18 protein-coding genes are annotated in these 16,064 nt (G+C 74.0%); 8 read left to right on the forward strand and 10 right to left on the reverse strand.

From position 1 onward, the window contains the following. The first annotated feature begins 42 nt into the window (after positions 1-42). Positions 43-1,779: a hypothetical protein gene (locus tag MTO91_RS17450; RefSeq protein WP_476651922.1), complete on the forward strand. Its 1,737-nt coding sequence runs from the start codon at positions 43-45 to the stop codon at positions 1,777-1,779. Between the two features lie 6 nt (positions 1,780-1,785). On the opposite strand, the gene MTO91_RS17455 is transcribed toward MTO91_RS17450, so the two are convergent. The 3 genes from MTO91_RS17455 to MTO91_RS17465 all read right to left on the reverse strand — a co-directional run bounded on the left by MTO91_RS17455 (position 1,786) and on the right by MTO91_RS17465 (position 3,758). Beyond that, on the reverse strand, positions 1,786-2,751 hold the full coding sequence (locus tag MTO91_RS17455) for an NADPH:quinone oxidoreductase family protein (RefSeq protein ID WP_476651924.1): 966 nt from the start codon (positions 2,749-2,751) through the stop codon (positions 1,786-1,788). Positions 2,752-2,837: 86 nt separating this feature from the next. Further along, positions 2,838-3,146 carry a hypothetical protein gene (locus MTO91_RS17460; protein ID WP_073574211.1) on the reverse strand — a complete coding sequence of 103 codons (309 nt, stop codon included), beginning with the start codon at positions 3,144-3,146 and terminating at the stop codon, positions 2,838-2,840. Between the two features lie 186 nt (positions 3,147-3,332). Next, on the reverse strand, positions 3,333-3,758 hold the full coding sequence (locus tag MTO91_RS17465; protein ID WP_345652480.1) for a hypothetical protein: 426 nt from the start codon (positions 3,756-3,758) through the stop codon (positions 3,333-3,335). Positions 3,759-4,043: 285 nt separating this feature from the next. Between MTO91_RS17465 and MTO91_RS17470 the strand changes: the two genes are divergently transcribed. The 4 genes from MTO91_RS17470 to MTO91_RS17485 all read left to right on the forward strand — a co-directional run bounded on the left by MTO91_RS17470 (position 4,044) and on the right by MTO91_RS17485 (position 6,873). Continuing rightward, a complete protein-coding gene (locus MTO91_RS17470) occupies positions 4,044-4,610 on the forward strand; it encodes a hypothetical protein (RefSeq protein ID WP_405416451.1) in 567 nt (188 codons plus the stop codon). A 170-nt stretch (positions 4,611-4,780) separates the two neighbouring features. Then, a complete protein-coding gene (locus tag MTO91_RS17475; RefSeq protein WP_073574423.1) occupies positions 4,781-5,137 on the forward strand; it encodes a hypothetical protein in 357 nt (118 codons plus the stop codon). Positions 5,138-5,163: 26 nt separating this feature from the next. Further along, the gene (locus MTO91_RS17480) at positions 5,164-6,519 is read left to right on the forward strand and encodes an MFS transporter (protein ID WP_476651926.1); all 1,356 of its coding nucleotides are present in this window, start codon (positions 5,164-5,166) and stop codon (positions 6,517-6,519) included. Between the two features lie 93 nt (positions 6,520-6,612). Continuing rightward, positions 6,613-6,873 carry a hypothetical protein gene (locus MTO91_RS17485; RefSeq protein WP_405416447.1) on the forward strand — a complete coding sequence of 87 codons (261 nt, stop codon included), beginning with the start codon at positions 6,613-6,615 and terminating at the stop codon, positions 6,871-6,873. A 5-nt stretch (positions 6,874-6,878) separates the two neighbouring features. On the opposite strand, the gene MTO91_RS17490 is transcribed toward MTO91_RS17485, so the two are convergent. The 3 genes from MTO91_RS17490 to MTO91_RS17500 are packed head-to-tail and all read right to left on the reverse strand — an operon-like array spanning position 6,879 to position 8,620. Further along, complete coding sequence (locus tag MTO91_RS17490; protein ID WP_405416445.1) at positions 6,879-7,247, reverse strand: hypothetical protein; 369 nt, start codon at positions 7,245-7,247, stop codon at positions 6,879-6,881. Between the two features lie 52 nt (positions 7,248-7,299). Continuing rightward, complete coding sequence (locus MTO91_RS17495; RefSeq protein ID WP_476651928.1) at positions 7,300-8,136, reverse strand: Fpg/Nei family DNA glycosylase; 837 nt, start codon at positions 8,134-8,136, stop codon at positions 7,300-7,302. 28 nt (positions 8,137-8,164) lie between these two features. After that, complete coding sequence (locus tag MTO91_RS17500; RefSeq protein ID WP_405416441.1) at positions 8,165-8,620, reverse strand: DoxX family protein; 456 nt, start codon at positions 8,618-8,620, stop codon at positions 8,165-8,167. A gap of 147 nt (positions 8,621-8,767) precedes the next feature. Between MTO91_RS17500 and MTO91_RS17505 the strand changes: the two genes are divergently transcribed. From MTO91_RS17505 to MTO91_RS17515, 3 genes are read left to right on the forward strand one after another with little or no spacing between them, the layout of a single operon-like run. Beyond that, complete coding sequence (locus MTO91_RS17505; protein WP_476651930.1) at positions 8,768-9,994, forward strand: threonine synthase; 1,227 nt, start codon at positions 8,768-8,770, stop codon at positions 9,992-9,994. 40 nt (positions 9,995-10,034) lie between these two features. After that, entirely contained in the window at positions 10,035-10,517 is a 483-nt protein-coding gene (locus tag MTO91_RS17510) for a hypothetical protein (RefSeq protein ID WP_062396040.1), read from the forward strand. A gap of 49 nt (positions 10,518-10,566) precedes the next feature. After that, positions 10,567-11,352 (forward strand): TauD/TfdA dioxygenase family protein, encoded by a 786-nt coding sequence (locus MTO91_RS17515; RefSeq protein WP_476651931.1) that lies wholly within the window; start codon positions 10,567-10,569, stop codon positions 11,350-11,352. Positions 11,353-11,456: 104 nt separating this feature from the next. On the opposite strand, the gene MTO91_RS17520 is transcribed toward MTO91_RS17515, so the two are convergent. The 4 genes from MTO91_RS17520 to MTO91_RS17535 are packed head-to-tail and all read right to left on the reverse strand — an operon-like array spanning position 11,457 to position 15,957. After that, positions 11,457-12,497, reverse strand: coding sequence for a D-alanine--D-alanine ligase family protein (locus MTO91_RS17520; protein ID WP_476651933.1), 1,041 nt, complete (start codon positions 12,495-12,497; stop codon positions 11,457-11,459). A 3-nt stretch (positions 12,498-12,500) separates the two neighbouring features. After that, a complete protein-coding gene (locus MTO91_RS17525) occupies positions 12,501-13,958 on the reverse strand; it encodes an ATP-grasp domain-containing protein (protein WP_476651934.1) in 1,458 nt (485 codons plus the stop codon). Then, positions 13,955-14,731 (reverse strand): O-methyltransferase, encoded by a 777-nt coding sequence (locus MTO91_RS17530; RefSeq protein WP_251785074.1) that lies wholly within the window; start codon positions 14,729-14,731, stop codon positions 13,955-13,957. Before MTO91_RS17530 ends, MTO91_RS17525 begins: the two co-directional genes overlap by 4 nt. Continuing rightward, positions 14,728-15,957: a sedoheptulose 7-phosphate cyclase gene (locus MTO91_RS17535; RefSeq protein WP_476651936.1), complete on the reverse strand. Its 1,230-nt coding sequence runs from the start codon at positions 15,955-15,957 to the stop codon at positions 14,728-14,730. Before MTO91_RS17535 ends, MTO91_RS17530 begins: the two co-directional genes overlap by 4 nt. Positions 15,958-16,064: the final 107 nt, after the last annotated feature.

Raw genomic sequence — 16,064 nt, forward strand, 5'->3', positions numbered from 1 at the left:
CGCAGCCGGAGCGGATGGGAGGGACCTGACACAGTGGGCCGGATGCGTCTCGTCTTCACCCCGGGGGACGACCAGGGGTACGCCGAGGCCCGCAGCTGCCTGCTGGAGCAGTTCTCCCTCTGGGCCCGCCGCCGTCGCGTCGAGGTGGACACCGCGCTCGTCGCCGCCGTGCTGGACTACAAGTACGCGCGCGACCGCAGGCTGGGCCGCTGGACGCGCTCGCACATCGCCGACGCGCTGGGCATGTGGTTCCCGCGCAAGGTGACCGTGCTCGAGCCCGACGACGTCGCCCCCGCCTTCCACGCACTCATCGACTTCGTCGACGAGCACGACTGGTTCGACCCGCAGTCGCACCCGGCGGACGCGCTGCACCGTCAGGTCCTCGACTCCACCCCCGCCCTGCACGACGGTCTCGCCGACGAGCGCAACTACGACCTCGGCAAGTTCTGGGGCGTGCAGCTGCACCGCCACGGCGTCGACCCCGCGGACCCGGCCGCGGTGCAGCGGTTCCTCGACCGCGCCGGCGCCGGGCAGACCGACGTCGACCGGCACGCGCTCGCCGAGATCATGCGGCGCGAGGCGCAGCGTCCGCCCCGCACCGAGTGGAACCCCGAGCTGCCGCCGGTACCGATGCCCGGCGCCGCGGCGCTCGTCGACGCCGCGGAGCGCTCCGAGGCCCTCGAGCTGCTCCGCAAGCTGACCCTGTGGGTGCGGGCGGGGCGTCGGCTCACCTCCGACGGCCGACTCGACCGCACCGACGCGCTCGACCTCGCCGCGCACCTGCAGCTCGACCACATCTACCGCGAGACCGCCCGCACCAGCGACGACCTGCCCGAGGTGTCGCTGCTGCTGCGCTGGGCCCGCTCGGCGCGCCTGGTCCGCGTGGTGCGCGGCCGGCTGCTGCCGGTCAAGAGCGCGGGCCCGCTGCTGAACCGGCCGATCGAGCTGTGGCGCCGGGTGTTCGAGTCGGTCGGACGCCTCGGCGACAGCCTGGGCGGGACCGACGTGTTCGGCGCACCGTCGCTGTTCGGGATGTCGATGTCGCAGGCGTTCCCGATGCTGTGGGTCGGCCTCTACGCCACCGGCGGCGGGCAGGTCCCGCTCGAGCACTTCCACCGCCAGGTCCGCGACGCCGTCAACGACGAGGCCGGCTGCGTGGTCGACGACCTCGCCGGCGACGTCGAGCAGCGGCTGTGGCGCCGCGACGTCACGGCCCTGCTGGACGCCTGCGAGCTGCTCGGCGCGATCGAGCTGACCGAGACCCTCGATGCCGACGAGCTCGACGAGCTGTCCCGGGTCGCGCACCGCGACGACCCGGACCCCACGGTCGTCGCGCTGACCCCGATGGGGCTGTGGGCGGTGCACGAGTACCTGACCGAGCAGGGCATGCACCTGCCCGCGCCGGGAGAGCTGGCCGACGAGGACGTCGAGTACGTGTGCGTGCGGATGAGCGGGGTGCGGGCCGACGTCGCCGAGGCCGAGCTCGCCGCGTGGGCGCTCGCCCGCCACCCCGGGGACGCCGTACGCGAGCTGGACCGCTTCCTGCGCCGCTGCGAGGTCCCGGCGCACCGGGCCCTCGCGCTGCACGCGCTGACCGCGACCGGCCCGGCCGGGCGGGCGGTCGCCGCCCGCCACCGGTTGCACGTCGCCGAGCCCGTGGTGGTGCCGGCGCCGCACCGCCACGTCGGCCCCACCCCGGCGCCCCGCGCGGCGGCCGCCGAGACCACGGCGCCGCTGCCGCGAACCGCGGTCCGGCACAACCTCGAGCCGGCGGGCTGACCCGGATCAGGTCAGCAGGACGACCTTGCCGGTGACGGTGCGGTCGTCGATGCGTGACAGGGCGGTCGCGGCGTCGTCGAGGCCGAAGCGCTCGCTGATCAGCGGGTCGAGCGCGCCGGAACGCAGGTGCGGGAGCAGGGCGTCCCACTCCGAGCGGATGAAGTCCGGGCGTCCCAGCGCGTAGGCACCCCAGCCGACCCCGCGGACGTCGACGTTGTTCAGCAGCAGCCGGTTCACCTTCACCGTCGGGATGTCCCCCGCGGTGAATCCGACGACCATGAGACGGCCGAGCGGGCCGAGGCAGCGCACCGAGTCGGTGAAGCGGTCCCCGCCGACCGGGTCGACGACCATGTCGACGCCCGCACCGCCGGTCAACTCCTTCACGACGTCCTTGAACCCGTCGACGCCGACGGTGTGCGCCGCGCCCGCGCGCCGGGCGACCTCGGCCTTGGCCTCGGTGGAGGTGACGCCGATGACGGTGGCCCCCATCGCGGCCGCCAGCTGGATCACCGCGGTCCCGATGCCCCCGGCCGCGCCCTGGACGAGCACCGTCTCCCCCGCCCGCAGGCCACCGCGGGTGTCGAGGGTGAAGTGCGCGGTCAGGTAGTTCATCGGCAGGCAGGCGCCCGCCGCGAAGTCCACCTCGTCGGGCAGCGGGAAGACGTGCTGCTCCGGAGCGGAGACGGTCTCGGCGAACACCCCGGACATGGTGAACGCGACGACCCGGTCCCCGGCGGCAAACCGGCTGTCCGGGCCCGCCTCGCGCACCGTGCCGGCGCACTCGGAGCCGAGGGTGAACGGCGGCTCCGGCTTGTACTGGTACATCCCCTTGGTCAGCAGGACGTCCGGGAAGTTCACCCCGGCCGCGGCGACGTCGATCAGAACCTCGCCGTCACCGCGGACCGGCGGCTCGACCTGGGCGACGCGGACCGCGGACGGCCCGTCCAGCTCGCTGACCTGCACTGCACGCACGTGTGCTCTCCCTCGTGGTCCGACGGCGGTGTCCGCCGGTCATCGAACCACGGGCGCGGGTGATCCACACGGGCCGCGGGGCGCGGCTACACGGGCTGGGCGTCGCCGTAGCGCGGGGTGCGCGGCTCGGTGAGCGCGTCGCACAGCTCGGAGAGCCGGTTGTCGATGCGGTCCTGCACCCGCTCGAGCGCGTCGAGCTCCAGCATGAGGTCCAGGGCGTCACCGGTGGTGCCTCCGGAGAGGACGCGCTCCAGCTCGGCACGGCGCTCGGCGGCGCGCCGTCGGCAGGCGTCGGCGGTGGCCTTGTGGGCGCGCAGGCGGGCACGGGCGGGGTCGGCGAGATCGCGGCCGCCGTTGACGGTGGCGACGCGCTCCTCCAGCAGGTGCGGGTTCACGGGGCCCTCCGATGCGTGGTGGTGGGAACGTCGGCTCGGCGGTGACGTGACCGCCGCCACATCCCACGCTAGACGATCAGCGTGTGCCGCGCATCACATCGGTGTGACATCCGTGGGGAACCGGCCCCGGACGCGCGACGACCCCCGGCGCCGCGGGCACCGGGGGTCGTCGGACGTCGGGTCGGGTCAGTCGCCGCGGCGCGGCTGCGGGATGAGCTCCGCCGGGCCGCGACGACGCTGGGCGACGGCGTCGGTGGTCAGGTGGTAGTGCCCGCGGCGGGACCGCCGGCACAGATAGGCCCGCTGCGGGCGCCCGCCGAGGGCCTCCAGCTCACGGGCGGCACACTCGGCCGCGTCCCGGTCCGGGTAGATGACCTTGCCGTCGCTGCCGGTCGCGGAGGCGCCGAACCGCTCGCGCTCGGAGATCTCGCGCCGCCCGGGCAGGCAGACCTCCGGCCGGCCGGACCGCATCAGCCGCGCGTAGCGGGCCAGCACGCGGCCCCGCTCGCCGTCGACCACACCTCGTCCGGACGGCAGGTTCTCCACCGAGCGCCGTGCCGCGGGGATCATCCCCGGGTGCACCGCCGGAACCCTGTCGAACTGCCCGTCCATGTCGCCTCCACGTCGCCGTCACTTGTGGATCGCTCGACTCATCCTGCCTCGTTACCGCCTGCGGCGGACTCGCTCGATCGTGTCATCTGTCACGCAGACACCGGCATAATCGCTCACACAGTGTGACATCGCCTGCTGATCGGCGTTCCGGGGACGCCGATCACCGCCGCGTCGGTCGTGTCATCACACCTGTGGGTACGGCCGTGTGCACCAGCCTGTACGCCCGTCCGGACCGTCCTATCCTGGTTCCCCGGGAACGCGCGTGCCCCGGGTCGGGGGACGAAGATGGCGATCCAGCCCGAGACGGGTGTCGGGAACGGGGCGTCCGGCGGCCCGCGGTGGGACGAGGTGTTCACCCCGTCCGACCTGGCCGAGGGCGTGTTCGACGTGCGCTGGGACCTGCGGCCGCGGTTGCGCCGGTGGCTGGCCGACCAGGGACTGGCCACCGCGTCGGGTCGCGAGACGCACCGTCCCGCGATCGACGCCTGGGCCCTGCTCGACGGCGGCGTGATCGCCGTGTCCGCGGTGAGCCTGCCCGGCACGCCGCCCGGTGCGGTGCCGCTGCCCGGGCAGGAGCCCGCCGCCGGCACCACTCCCCCGCGGAACTCCGCGCTGCTGTCCCCGGGTATGCGACTGATCGGGCACCGCACGCTGCGCCTGGTCGTCGCCCGCCTCGGACTGCCCGGTGGCGACGAGCCGCTGCCCGGAGAGCACCGCGACGTGCCCGGCCTGGTCGAGGACCTGTTCGACACCCGTCGCCGCGACACCGAGAGCGCCGAGCAGGCCGAGCTGCTCGCCACCTGCACCGACCGGACGTCGCTGCGCTGGGTGGTCACCGCACTGCGGCCGTAGGGCGCGCAGAATCGCGCGCGCCCGTACACCTCGTCCGGTTCGACCGGCGCCGACCGTGACGACCTGATCATCGAATGTGATGACCCCGGCGGTCCGTCGACAACGGCTTACCGAGATCGACACATCGTCGGCGGCGACGCACCCGGCGCCCCGTGACAGGCTCGGCCCTCGTGACGACATGGACCAGCGACGAGTGCGCCGCCCACTGGGGCGTGCAGGTGGGCACCTGGAACTCCTACGTCTCCCGCGGCCAGGCGCCGGCCCCGCTGCCCGACCCCGGCCCGGGCGGCCGCAAGGTCTGGGACGCCGACGCCGTCCGCGCGTTCTCCCGGCCCGGGGTGGGCCGCCGCCGGGGATCCGCCGAGTCCGCGGCCGTGCTGGAGGAGCTGCGGGCGGCGGCGGACGCGCCGCGCGAGCGTCGCCGCGCGCTGTTGCGCGCCGGGCGCGAGGCCGGCTGCGAGGTCAGCGCGATGGCGGCGGCGCTCGGTGTCTCCCGGCACACCGCCTACGCCTGGTTGAAGGACTGACCCTCCGGCGGAGAGACTGCGCGGGCGTGCGCACCGCAACGGAGGGGGAAGGCGTGCTGGTCTCGACGGCCGTACGGACGGCGACGAAGCGGCTCATCCCGCTGCTCGCCCTGGCCTATCTGCTGAACTACATCGACCGGGTCAACGTCGGGTTCGCGTCGCTGACGATGAACGCCGACCTGGGCCTGTCCGCGGCCGCCTACGGCCTGGGCGCCGGGCTGTTCTTCATCGGGTACTTCTTCTTCGAGGTCCCGTCCAACGTGATCCTGCACCGGGTCGGCGCCCGGATCTGGATCGCCCGGATCATGGTGACCTGGGGCGTCGTCGCATCGTCGACGGCGTTCATCCAGGGCGAGATCGGCTTCTACGTCGTGCGGGTGCTGCTCGGTGTCGCCGAGGCCGGCTTCTTCCCCGGCATCATCCTGTATCTGACCTACTGGTTCCCGCGGGTGGAGCGGGCGCGGATCGTCGCGCTGTTCTTCCTGGCCGTGCCGCTGTCCTCGGTGGTCGGCGGGCCGCTGTCGACGTGGCTGATCTCGGTCGGCGACGGCGCCCTGGGCTTCGACGCCGGCTGGCGCTTCATGTTCTTCGTCGAGGGCATCCCGGCGGTGCTGCTGGGCATCGCGGTGCTGTGGCTGCTGCCGGACCGCCCGACCCGGGCCCGGTGGCTGCCCGCCGACCAGGCGGTCGCACTGGAGGAACGGATCGCCGCCGAGGACGCTGCGGCGGCCGGGCAGGACCGCGGCGTCGCCGCCGCCCTGCGCGACGGCCGGGTGGTGGCCCTCTCGGTCGTCTACTTCGGGATCGTGTTCGGGCTCTACGTACTGGCGTTCTTCCTGCCCCAGATCGTCGCAGGTTTCGAGCAGCAGTTCGGCGCCGACTACTCGCTGGTCGAAGTCGGTCTGATCACCGCGGTGCCGTACGCGATCGCGTCGGTGACGATGGTGCTGTGGGCCCGGCACTCCGACCGCAGCGGCGAGCGGGGGCTGCACGTGGCCGTCCCCGCCGTCGTCGGGGCGGTCGCGATCGCGGGCGCGCTGTACATGGACTCACCGCTGCTGGTCATGGCATGCGTGACCGTCTGCGCGATCGGGGTCTTCGCCGCAATCCCGCCGTTCTGGGCGCTGCCGAACGCGTTCCTCACCGGGGCCGGGGCCGCCGCCGGGATCGGGCTGATCAACTCCTTCGGCAACCTGTCCGGGTTCGCCGGGCCGTTCGTCGCGGGGTGGCTGAAGGACCTGACCGGCGACTCCCGCGCCGGGATGTGGGTGGTCGCGGTGATGATGCTGATGTCGGCGGCGATCGCGGTCGGTTTCCGCCGGACGGCGCAGCGCGCTGCGGCGGCGGACGCAGCCGAGCGGACCGGCGATCGTCAACAGTGATTAACCGGTCAAGGATTCCGTAAACGGCGACGTAACCTCGGTGACCGGGGCGGCGACAGGGGGTCGCGCTCCATTCACCGGGGGGCGACGAGAATGACGGAGTTTCTGCTGTCCGCAGCCGAGGAACAGAGCGGGGCGAGCGGCACGACCATTCTGGTGATCATCGGTGCGGTGGCCCTGTTCCTGTACATCGGCTCACTCTACCTGCACCCCTTCACCCGGTGCGGGCGCTGCAAGGGCACCCCGCGGCAGTACGGCGCACTGGCCACGAAATCGTGGCGGCACTGCGGCGCGTGCAACGGTTCCGGCCGCGAGGTCCGGCTCGGCGCACGCATTCTGGGAATCGACCCGTGAATGCGTCAGTACCCGATCGCACTCGCGTAGTGGACCGCCCCGAAGACGACGGCGGAGCCGGTCACGACGAGGGTGGCCAGCGCGAACGGCCAGGCCGGGCGTCGTTCGACGACCCGCAGCACGGTCATGGCGAGACCGGCGATCCCGGCGGCGGCCGCGACCACCAGCGACCCGCCGACCGAGACGAGCACGGCCGAGGAGCTGCACGTCCGCGGCGGGCAGTAGTCGAGGAACGCGACGAGGAAGACGGCACCGAACACGCCCAGGGCGACCAGCATGCCGGTCACGGCCAGCGCGGCCCCGGACAGCGCGGCGTCCCAGCGGACGATCGGCCGACGCCCCGCTTCCGGACGAGCGGGACCGGTCGACAGCATGACGTCAACGGTACCGCTACCGCGCGGTACAGGACAGATCGGACATCCATCGTCACCGTTCGGTGAGCGGCCGGGCGGTGCCTCCGGCCTGGCACCCGGGACACCAGAACAGGTTCCGCGTGCGGATCTCGGCGTGCGCGATCGGGGCGCCGCAGACCAGGCAGGGCTGTCCGGTGCGGCGGTAGGCGTAGACGACGCTGGCGCAGACCGCGCCGCGGTCGGGGGGCGCCAGCAGGGCCGGGTCGTGCTCGGGGCGCAGCGTCTCGATCCGGCCGCGCCGCTCGCCGTCGCGGAGCATCTCGGTCAGGTCGTCCCAGAGCAGGGCGAAGGACCGGTCGTCGAGGTCGCGGGCCGGGGTCATCGGGTCCAGTCCGGTGCGGAACAGCGTCTCGGCGCGGAAGACGTTGCCGATGCCCGCGATCACCGACTGGTCCATGAGCAGGGCGGCCAGCGGGACCCGGGAGCGGGCGAACCGCTCCCGGACCCGCGCCGGATCCGCGTCGTCGCGCAACGGGTCCTCGCCGAGGCGGGCCCGCAGCTCCTTCACACCCACGTCGTCGAGCAGCTCGCAGGCGGCCGGGCCGCGCAGGTCGGCGTAGTGCGTCTCGCCGACCATCCGCATCCTGACCTGGCCGCGGGGCGGCTCCTCGGGGAGCCTCCGGTTCGGGAACCGGCCCCACAGCCCGAGGTGGACGTGCACGGTGGTGTCCGGCCCGTAGTGCTGGAACAGGTGCTTGCCGTGGGCCTGCACGTCGACCAGCACCCGCCCGTCGACGATCTCGGCGCCGGTGGTGAAGCGGCGCTGCGGGCTGGAGACGGCCACCGGCCGTCCGGCGTAGCGGCGGCGCTGCAGCCGCGCGAGCCGGTGCACGGTGTGGCCCTCGGGCATGCGGAGGGATCCCCCGTGCGGGCGGGTACTACTCCCCCGCGGACACACCCACCGCGTGCCGGGCGGGCGTGCGACGGCGTCCGGCGACGAGCGCGTCGACGGAGAACCGGCCCGGTCCGGTCGCGGCCAGCGCGAGTCCACCGGCGGCGATCACGCCGACCAGCTCCCAGCCGCCCGAGTCGACGAACGGGTTCAGGCCCACGTGCGCGAAGAGGTAGGCCCCCGCCATCGCGACGACGACGGCGAGCCCCGCCACGGTCGTCGCGGCACCGGCGATCAGCAGCAGACCGCCTCCGAGCTCGGCCGCGATGACGAACAGCGCGGAGACCGTGGGCAGCGGGATGCCCATGCCGGCGAAGCCCGACGCGACCCCGCCGACACCACCCGAGAGCTTCTGCAGGCCGTGGGCGACGAGGACGACGCCGACGAGCAGCCGGACGAGCAGGAGTGCGATGTCGGAGAGCGGCGCGGGGAGCGGGCGCATGGGTTCCTCTCGATTGTTGAACTTTCACGCTTACGCTCCCGAGGCTAACAGGATCGTCGCAACGGCGTAGTCGTGGCGGCCTGCTCCTGCCCGCGTCGCCGCACCCCTCCGGTTGCGCCACGGCACGGCGGGAGATCAGCTGGACCCGTGCCCGACTTCTCGACGCTGACCCACCTGGAGTGCTCCCGTACCGGCGAGGTCCTCGACGCCGACACGGTGCAGGGCACCTCGGCCTCCGGTGCCCCGCTGCTCGCCCGCTACGACCTCGACCGGGCCCGCACGCTGGTGACCCCGGCCGACATCGCCGCCCGCCCGCCGGACCTGTGGCGCTACCACGAGGTGCTGCCCGTGCGGGACCCCGCGCACGTGGTGACGATGGGCGAGGGCATGACCCCGCTGCTCCCGCTCCCCCGTGCCGGCGCCCGCCTCGGGCTGCCCGGCCTGCGGATGAAGGACGAGGGGCTGGTCCCGACCGGGGCGTTCAAGGCGCGCGGCGCCGCCGTCGGGGTGTCCCGGGCCGCCGAGCTCGGAGTCCGGGCGGTCGCGATGCCCACCAACGGCAACGCCGGTGCCGCCTGGGCCTGTTACGCCGCGCGCGCCGGGCTCGGTGCGCTGATCGCGATGCCGGTCGACGCCCCGGAGATCACCCGGCGCGAGGTCGTCGTCTCCGGCGGGGAGCTGTACCTGGTCGACGGCCTGATCGGCGACGCCGGGAGGCTCGTGGCCGACGCCGTCGCCCGCCGCAACTCCGTCGGGGCGGGGTACCAGGACACCTCGACGCTGCGCGAGCCCTACCGCATCGAGGGCAAGAAGACGATGGGCTACGAGATCGTCGAGCAGCTCGGCTGGCGCTGCCCGGACGTCATCCTCTACCCCACCGGCGGCGGCGTCGGGATCATCGCGATCCACAAGGCCCTGGCGGAGATGCGGGAGCTCGGCTGGATCTCCGGTCCCCTGCCCCGGCTGGTCGCGGTGCAGGCCACCGGCTGCGCGCCGATCGTCGACGCGTTCGAGGCCGGGCTGCGCGAGTCGACGGCCCCGGCCGACCCGCACACGGTCGCGTTCGGGATCACCGTGCCCAAGGCGCTGGGCGACTTCCTCGTCCTCGACGCCGTGTACGACACCGGCGGGACCGCCGTCGCCGTCTCCGACGACGAGCTGCTCGCCGCCGAGCACGCCCTCGCCCGCGACGAGGGCACCTGGATCTGCCCGGAGGGCGCGGCCTGCGTCGCCGCGGCGGGCCGGCTGCGGGAGTCGGGGTGGCTCGACGGGTCGGAGACGGTCGTCGTGCTGAACACCGGCAGCGGCCTGATCTACCCCGACACCGTGACCGCCGACGCGCCGGTGCTGGCGACGGACGGGCGCATCCCGTGACCCACGGCGACCTCGTCGTGATCACCGGTAGCCTGCGCACGTGTCACTCCTGCGACCCGGATCCGAGCCGTCACCCGCACCGCTCTCGCGGTACTGGCGGACCTACGTGGCCGAGTGCACCGAGCAGGTGCAGCGCTTCCACCGGATCACCACGGTGATCTCGGCGATGCAGGTGCGGACGTGGCTCACCGAGATCGGCAAGCGGCTGGACTCCGAGCTGGAGGCGGTGCAGCGCCTGGCCGCCGTCGGCGACTCGATCGAGCCGGCACGGTTCCGGCTCACCGAGCCGCCCGCGAAGCGGATCGCCGCCCGGCTGAACAAGGCGAAGGCGTCGCTGAAGCAGTCGGTCGACCAGGCCGCGGAGATCGCCGAGCAGGCGGTGCTGGACCCGACCCACGACGACGTCCGGGTGCACCTCAAGGTCCTCAACGAGCAGGTCGGGCGGCTCGCGATCGCCGCCCCGATGGAGGACGAGCCAGCCGACCGCCCGCGTCGCCGCCGGTGGGGCCGTACGGCGTCCTGACCCCGGCGTCCGGCGCGCGGGTGACCGCGGGCGCCCGCACACTCGGGTGATGGACATCGAGGCCCTGCATCCGGTCGGCGCCCGCGTCACCGGGACGTCCCTGCCCGACCTCGACCCGGACGCGCTCGGGGCGCTGCTCGCCGAGCACGGCGTCCTCGTCCTGCGCGGTCAGGACGACGTCGGCGACGACGGCTTCCTCGCGTTCCTCCGCGGTCTCGGCCCGCTGGCGTTCACCACCGGTGAGACGCCGCTGGAGACCCACCCGGACCTCAACGTGATCTCCAACGTCGGCCGCGACACCCCGCCGCGCAGCTCGTTCCACGTCGACACCAGCTACGTCGCGGCCCCGCCCGCCTACACCGCGCTGCGGGCGGTGACCGTCCCCGCCCGGGGCGGCGCGACGCAGTTCTCCAACCAGTACCGCGCCTACGAGACGCTCCCGGAGCCGCTGCGGACCCGGCTCGACGGCCGCAGCATCCGCCACGTCGTCACCGGGCTGTCCCCCGACGACGCCGGTACCGAGACCGAGGCCTGGCACCCGGTGTTCCGCCCGCACCCGCGCACCGGCCGGACCGCGCTCTACCTCTCGACCGCGGCCCGCTGCGCCGAGGTCGGCGGGATGGACGCCGAGGAGTCCGCGGCGACCGTGCGGGAGCTGATCGAGCACTCGACGCGGCCGGACAACGTGCTGGACCACCGGTGGGCACCGGGCGACGTCGTGATCTGGGACAACGCCTGCGTGCTGCACCGCGCCGACCACTCCGGCGTCGTCGGGGACCGGGTCATGCACCGCGGCATGGTGCGCGAGCACGTCCGGCCCCGCGCCGCCCGCTGAGCTCCCGCCGCGCACCCCGGACGCGGTCGCCGCACCCGCCGCGGAGGGTGCGCGGGCCACCTGCGGGGTGCGACGGCGCGCCCCACCGGCGGCGGGAGCCGGGATCAGCGGTCGGAGCCGGGTGGGGCGGTGGTGCGGGCGGCGGCGCGGGTGACGGCGTCGGCGAACAGGTCGGCGACGCCGATCCCCGCGGCCTCGGCCATCGTGACGACCACCGAGGTGCGGGCGAACGAGCAGTACAGCCCGGCCTCCAGGAACCAGGGCCGGCCGTCCGGGTCGATGCGGAAGTCGAACAGCCCGTAGTCGCGGCAGCCCAGGGCGCGGAACGCCGCGCGGGCGGCGTCCTGCACCGGCCCGGTGGCCGGGTCGCCTGCGTCGACGATCCAGGACCGGGCGTCCTTCGCGACCAGGCGCAGGTCGCCGTCGCCGGTGCGGGCGAGCTTGTCGTCGGCGAGGCGGACCGGCTTGTCGACCGCGTCCATCCGGTACTCCTCCAGCGGCAGCCCGACCAGGTGGCCGTCGCGTTCCACCACCGCGCACCGGACCTCGCGGCCCAGCGGCACGAACTCCTCGACCAGGGCGCGGTCGCCGTGGACCAGGGCGGCCTTCACGGCCACCCCGAACCCGTCCGGGTCGTGGACGAGGGTGACCCCGACCGAGTTGTCGGTGTCCACCGGCTTGACGACGGCGGGCGGCCGGACCGTCGGCACCTGCCCGGCGCGCACCGTCTCCCCCGCCGGGACGGCGACCCCGCCCTCGGCGACGACCGCGCGGGCCAGGGCCTTGTCCGCGCCCAGCGCCATGACCTCGGGGGTGTTGCCGACGTAGCCGATCCCGAGCAGCTCGAACAGCGCCCGGTGGTGGGTCATCCCGGGCCGGCAGAACATCTGCGGCACCATCACGTCCACGCCCGCCCGGGCGATCTCGGCGACCGCCTCGGGGAGGGTCCGCAGTGGCGCGGCGGCGATCTGCTCCGGGTCGAGCCCGGCCGGGAACCGCCAGCCCTGCGGCGTCACGTACGCGACGACGAACTCGTAGCGCGCCGGGTCGGCGGTCGCGTCGAGGCAGTCCGCGGCGTAGAGCCGGGACAGGTCGCAGAAGAACTCGTCGACGCCCGAGCCGACGAGGTGCAGGACACGCAGCACGGTTCAGTCCCCCGCCGGTTCGACGAGCTTGCCGATGTTCACGTCGACGGTCACCCACGGCCGTCCACGCAGGAGGTTGCCGAGCAGCAGCGAGGTGATCTGCAGGTGCGGGACCAGCAGGAACGGCAACGGGTCGTGCACGTCGAGCAGTGCCTCCCGTCCGTCGCGCACGATCCGCAGCCGCTCCCGCCATGACCCGGGGTCGCCGAGGAGCCGGCCCAGCTCGTGGTGCAGCCAGTAGGTCGGCCGGGTGGCCGGTGCCGGCACGAGCGTGCCGGCACCGGCGTCGAGGTAGGCCGCGGCGACGCCCGGGTGGTCGTGGAACAGGGTGATCGCGGAGTGGGTGCGCGGGTTGCACTCGATGGCCAGGACCCGGCCGTCGGGTGCCTCGATGAAGTCGAACGACAGCTGCCCGGTCACCCCCAGCTCGCCGCAGAACCGCCGCACCCAGTCCTCGATCGCCGGGTGGTCGACGTGGTCGTAGTTGAGCAGGAAGCTCGACGACGGACAGCAGCAGTACAGGCGGACGTCGCCGTCGCGGACGGTGGCGTGGGTGCAGTACTCCGTGCCCTCGACGAACTCCTGCAGGATCCAGGGGTTGTCCGGTGAGATCGGCAGGGTCGCCACGAACGCCGCGGTCTCGGCGCGGGTCGGGAGCGGCAGCCGGGTCAGGTCGCGGCGGCGCACCGGGTCGTAGCGCAGCGACTTGAGGATCCAGGTGCGCCCCGGGGTGGCGGCGAAGTCGTGGTCGACGACCTGCGCCGGGTCGGTGATGCGCCGCGCCGCGGGCACCGGCAGGCCGAACCCGGCGGCGGTCGCGGTGAACCGGTGCTTGTCGTCGAGCATGGCGACGACGTCGGCGTCGGGGTGCACGACCGCGCAGAACGGTTCGAGAAGCCGCTTGGCGTCGGCGTCGTACCAGCTCGCGACGGGGCTGCACACCGGCACGTACACGTCGGCGCCCTCCCGGCGGGCGATGTCGGCGAGCGCGTGGGCGTAGCCCGGCGCGTCCGGGGCGGGGACGACGTGGAACGCGTCGACCGCCCGGGAGAAGCGGTGCCCGGTGAAGCGGTAGCGGGCCTGCTCGACGAGCACGACCCGGTGCCCGGCACGGTGGAAGGCCCGTGCCAGCTCCAGCGCCTTGGTCATCTTCCCGCCGCTGAGCAGCACGGTCAGCGGCCGGTGCGGCCGGGCCCGCTCACGACGGCGCAGGAGCCCGGCCAGCGCGGCGACGCCGGTGATCGCCAGGTCGGCGGGCAGGGCGGCGGTGAGCAGGGCGAGGGTGCCCGCGGTACGGACCCGGGTCGCCGCCGTGCCCTCGCGCGGGGCGCCGTCGCGGCCGGTGCCCAGCGCACGCCCGGCGAGCCCGGCGGCGGCGAGCGCGACGACGCCCGAGGCGAGCCGCGCCGGGGCCGGGCCCGACGAACGGGCCCGGCCCCTCAGGGCGGTGGTGCGGCTCATGCGGACCGTCGGATCAGGGTCAGCCCGTCGCGCAGCGGCACCAGCACCTGCTCCACGCGGGGGTCGTCGGTGACCCGGCGGTTGAACGCGGCGATGGCGTCGCCGTTCGCCGTCCGGTCCCCGGTCCAGGGCAGGCCCTGCATCAGGGTGTTGTCGACGCAGACCACCCCGCCCGGGGCGAGCAGGCCGCCGTCGAGGACGGTGTCGAGGTACCCGGCGTATCCGGCCTTGTCGGCGTCGACGAACACCAGGTCGAACGCGGTGCCCCGCAGCCGTTCCAGGGTGTCCGCGGCCGGGCCGACCTCGACCCGGATCCGGCGTCCCGCCGGGGACGCGGCGAAGCGGTCCCGCGCGAACGCCGCCACGTCGGCGTCGAGCTCGCAGGCGACCAGTTCGCCGTCGTCGGGCAGGGCCTCGGCCATCGCGAGCGCCGAGTAGCCGGTGAACATGCCGACCTCGAGGACCCGCCGGGCGCCGGTCATGGCGACGAGGAACGCGAGGAACCGGCCCTCGACGTGACCGGACAGCATCTCCTGCTCCAGGGTCCCGGTCCACGCCGCGGACCGGGTGCGCGCCTCCAGCTCGACCAGCGCCGACGACGCCGGCGAGGTGTGCTCGTCGAGGTAGGGGTCGAGGCCCGCGGCCAGGTCCCGGGCCCGGACGAGGTCGGGGTCGGCGCCCGCCCCGGCGCGGGTGACGAGGTCGTCGAGCAGCTCGGCGAGGATCGTCGTCGGTGTGACCGGGCGGGCGGGCCGGGTCGGTGCGCCGGTCACTTCAGCGACCACATGTCCACCCCGCCCGCCGCCGTCGGCAGGTCGGCGACGACCTCCTTGTGCGCGGCCAGGGCCGCGGTCAGCTCCGCGGGGGTGGCGTCGTTGACGAAGTGACAGGTGCCGATGGGCTTCGGCACCGCCGCGCGCAGCAGCCCGGCCCGGGTCTGGGTGATCGACTCGGTGGCCTCGGTCAGCAGCTCAGGGGTGAGGTACGGGCTGTCGACGGTGAGCCCGAGCCCGCTGAACAGGCGGTGGACGCGGTCCCGCTCGCCGGTGGAGATGTAGCCGCGCCGCTCGGCGAGGGTCGCGGAGAACGCCATGTCGACGCTGATCGCGTGCCCGTGCAGCATCGGCGTCTCCGGCGCCAGCTCCAGGGTGGGGCTCCAGGTGTGGCCGAAGGCGATGACCCGGTCGAGGTCGAGCTCGTGCAGGTTGCGGTGCTCCAGCTCGAGCATGGTGCGGACGGCGTCGTAGGTGGCGCGGTGGGAGATCTCGCGCAGCTCCGGCGTGCCGTCCCGGTGCCCGAACCCGGTGGCCAGCAGGTCCTCGCCGTACTTCTCCAGCAGGTCGAACAGGTCGGCGTTCGCCACCGTCGCGATCTTGATCATCTCGGCGACACCGTTGCGGACCTGCGCCTCGGGCAGCGTCGCCAGGAACGAGAAGTCCAGCAGCACGTCGTGCGAGGCGTGGAAGGCACCGAGCCGGTTCTTGTGCTTCCCGTGGTTGACCGCGACCTTCATCGCGACGCTGGCGTCGATCAGGCCGATCAGCGTGGTGGGGATGCGGATGTAGGGCGTTCCCCGCTTGTACGACGCGCAGGCGAACCCGGCGACGTCGGTGGTCAGCCCACCCCCGACGACGAGCGGCGGCTCGGTGCGGTTCAACCCGAACTCGGCGAACGCGTCGACGATCCGCTCCAGGGTCCGCAGGCTCTTCGCGGTCTCGGCGATCGTGAGCGGGACCGTGGTCAGTGCGATGCCGTGGTGGTCGAAGTAGGCGCGGATGCGGTCGCCGTAGAGCTCGTGCACCGCTTCGTCGACGACCATCAGGCAGCGGCCCCGGTCCCGGTACAGGTCCGCGACGTGCGTGTTCTCCGCGGCGAAGGCGCCGTCGACGTAGGAGAGGGTGAACTCGATCCGTTCCCAGCTCTCGACCCGGAACGCGGTGTCGGTCGTGGTCAGTGTGGGGCTCGGCGGCAGGGTCTGCGCTGCCTGGGGATTGCTCATGTCCTCTGGTCTCCGATCAGGTCGATCCGGGGCGGGGCATGGGACTCGTGGGCACGCCCGTGCCGGGCCCGGTCGGTACGACCGGGCCCGTCGGGGCCGTGCGGGAG

The organism is Pseudonocardia sp. 2-7 (genome assembly GCF_056341085.1).

Excerpts from the sequence above, each read along its gene's own strand:
- MTO91_RS17485 (WP_405416447.1), top strand. The coding sequence starts at position 6,613 with ATGACGGAGTTTCTGCTGTCCGCAGCCGAGGAACAGAGCGGGGCGAGC.
- MTO91_RS17535 (WP_476651936.1), bottom strand. The coding sequence starts at position 15,957 with ATGAGCAATCCCCAGGCAGCGCAGACCCTGCCGCCGAGCCCCACACTG.
- MTO91_RS17470 (WP_405416451.1), top strand. The coding sequence starts at position 4,044 with ATGGCGATCCAGCCCGAGACGGGTGTCGGGAACGGGGCGTCCGGCGGC.
- MTO91_RS17525 (WP_476651934.1), bottom strand. The coding sequence starts at position 13,958 with ATGAGCCGCACCACCGCCCTGAGGGGCCGGGCCCGTTCGTCGGGCCCG.
- MTO91_RS17490 (WP_405416445.1), bottom strand. The coding sequence starts at position 7,247 with ATGCTGTCGACCGGTCCCGCTCGTCCGGAAGCGGGGCGTCGGCCGATC.
- MTO91_RS17515 (WP_476651931.1), top strand. The coding sequence starts at position 10,567 with ATGGACATCGAGGCCCTGCATCCGGTCGGCGCCCGCGTCACCGGGACG.
- MTO91_RS17495 (WP_476651928.1), bottom strand. The coding sequence starts at position 8,136 with ATGCCCGAGGGCCACACCGTGCACCGGCTCGCGCGGCTGCAGCGCCGC.
- MTO91_RS17465 (WP_345652480.1), bottom strand. The coding sequence starts at position 3,758 with ATGGACGGGCAGTTCGACAGGGTTCCGGCGGTGCACCCGGGGATGATC.
- MTO91_RS17500 (WP_405416441.1), bottom strand. The coding sequence starts at position 8,620 with ATGCGCCCGCTCCCCGCGCCGCTCTCCGACATCGCACTCCTGCTCGTC.
- MTO91_RS17450 (WP_476651922.1), top strand. The coding sequence starts at position 43 with ATGCGTCTCGTCTTCACCCCGGGGGACGACCAGGGGTACGCCGAGGCC.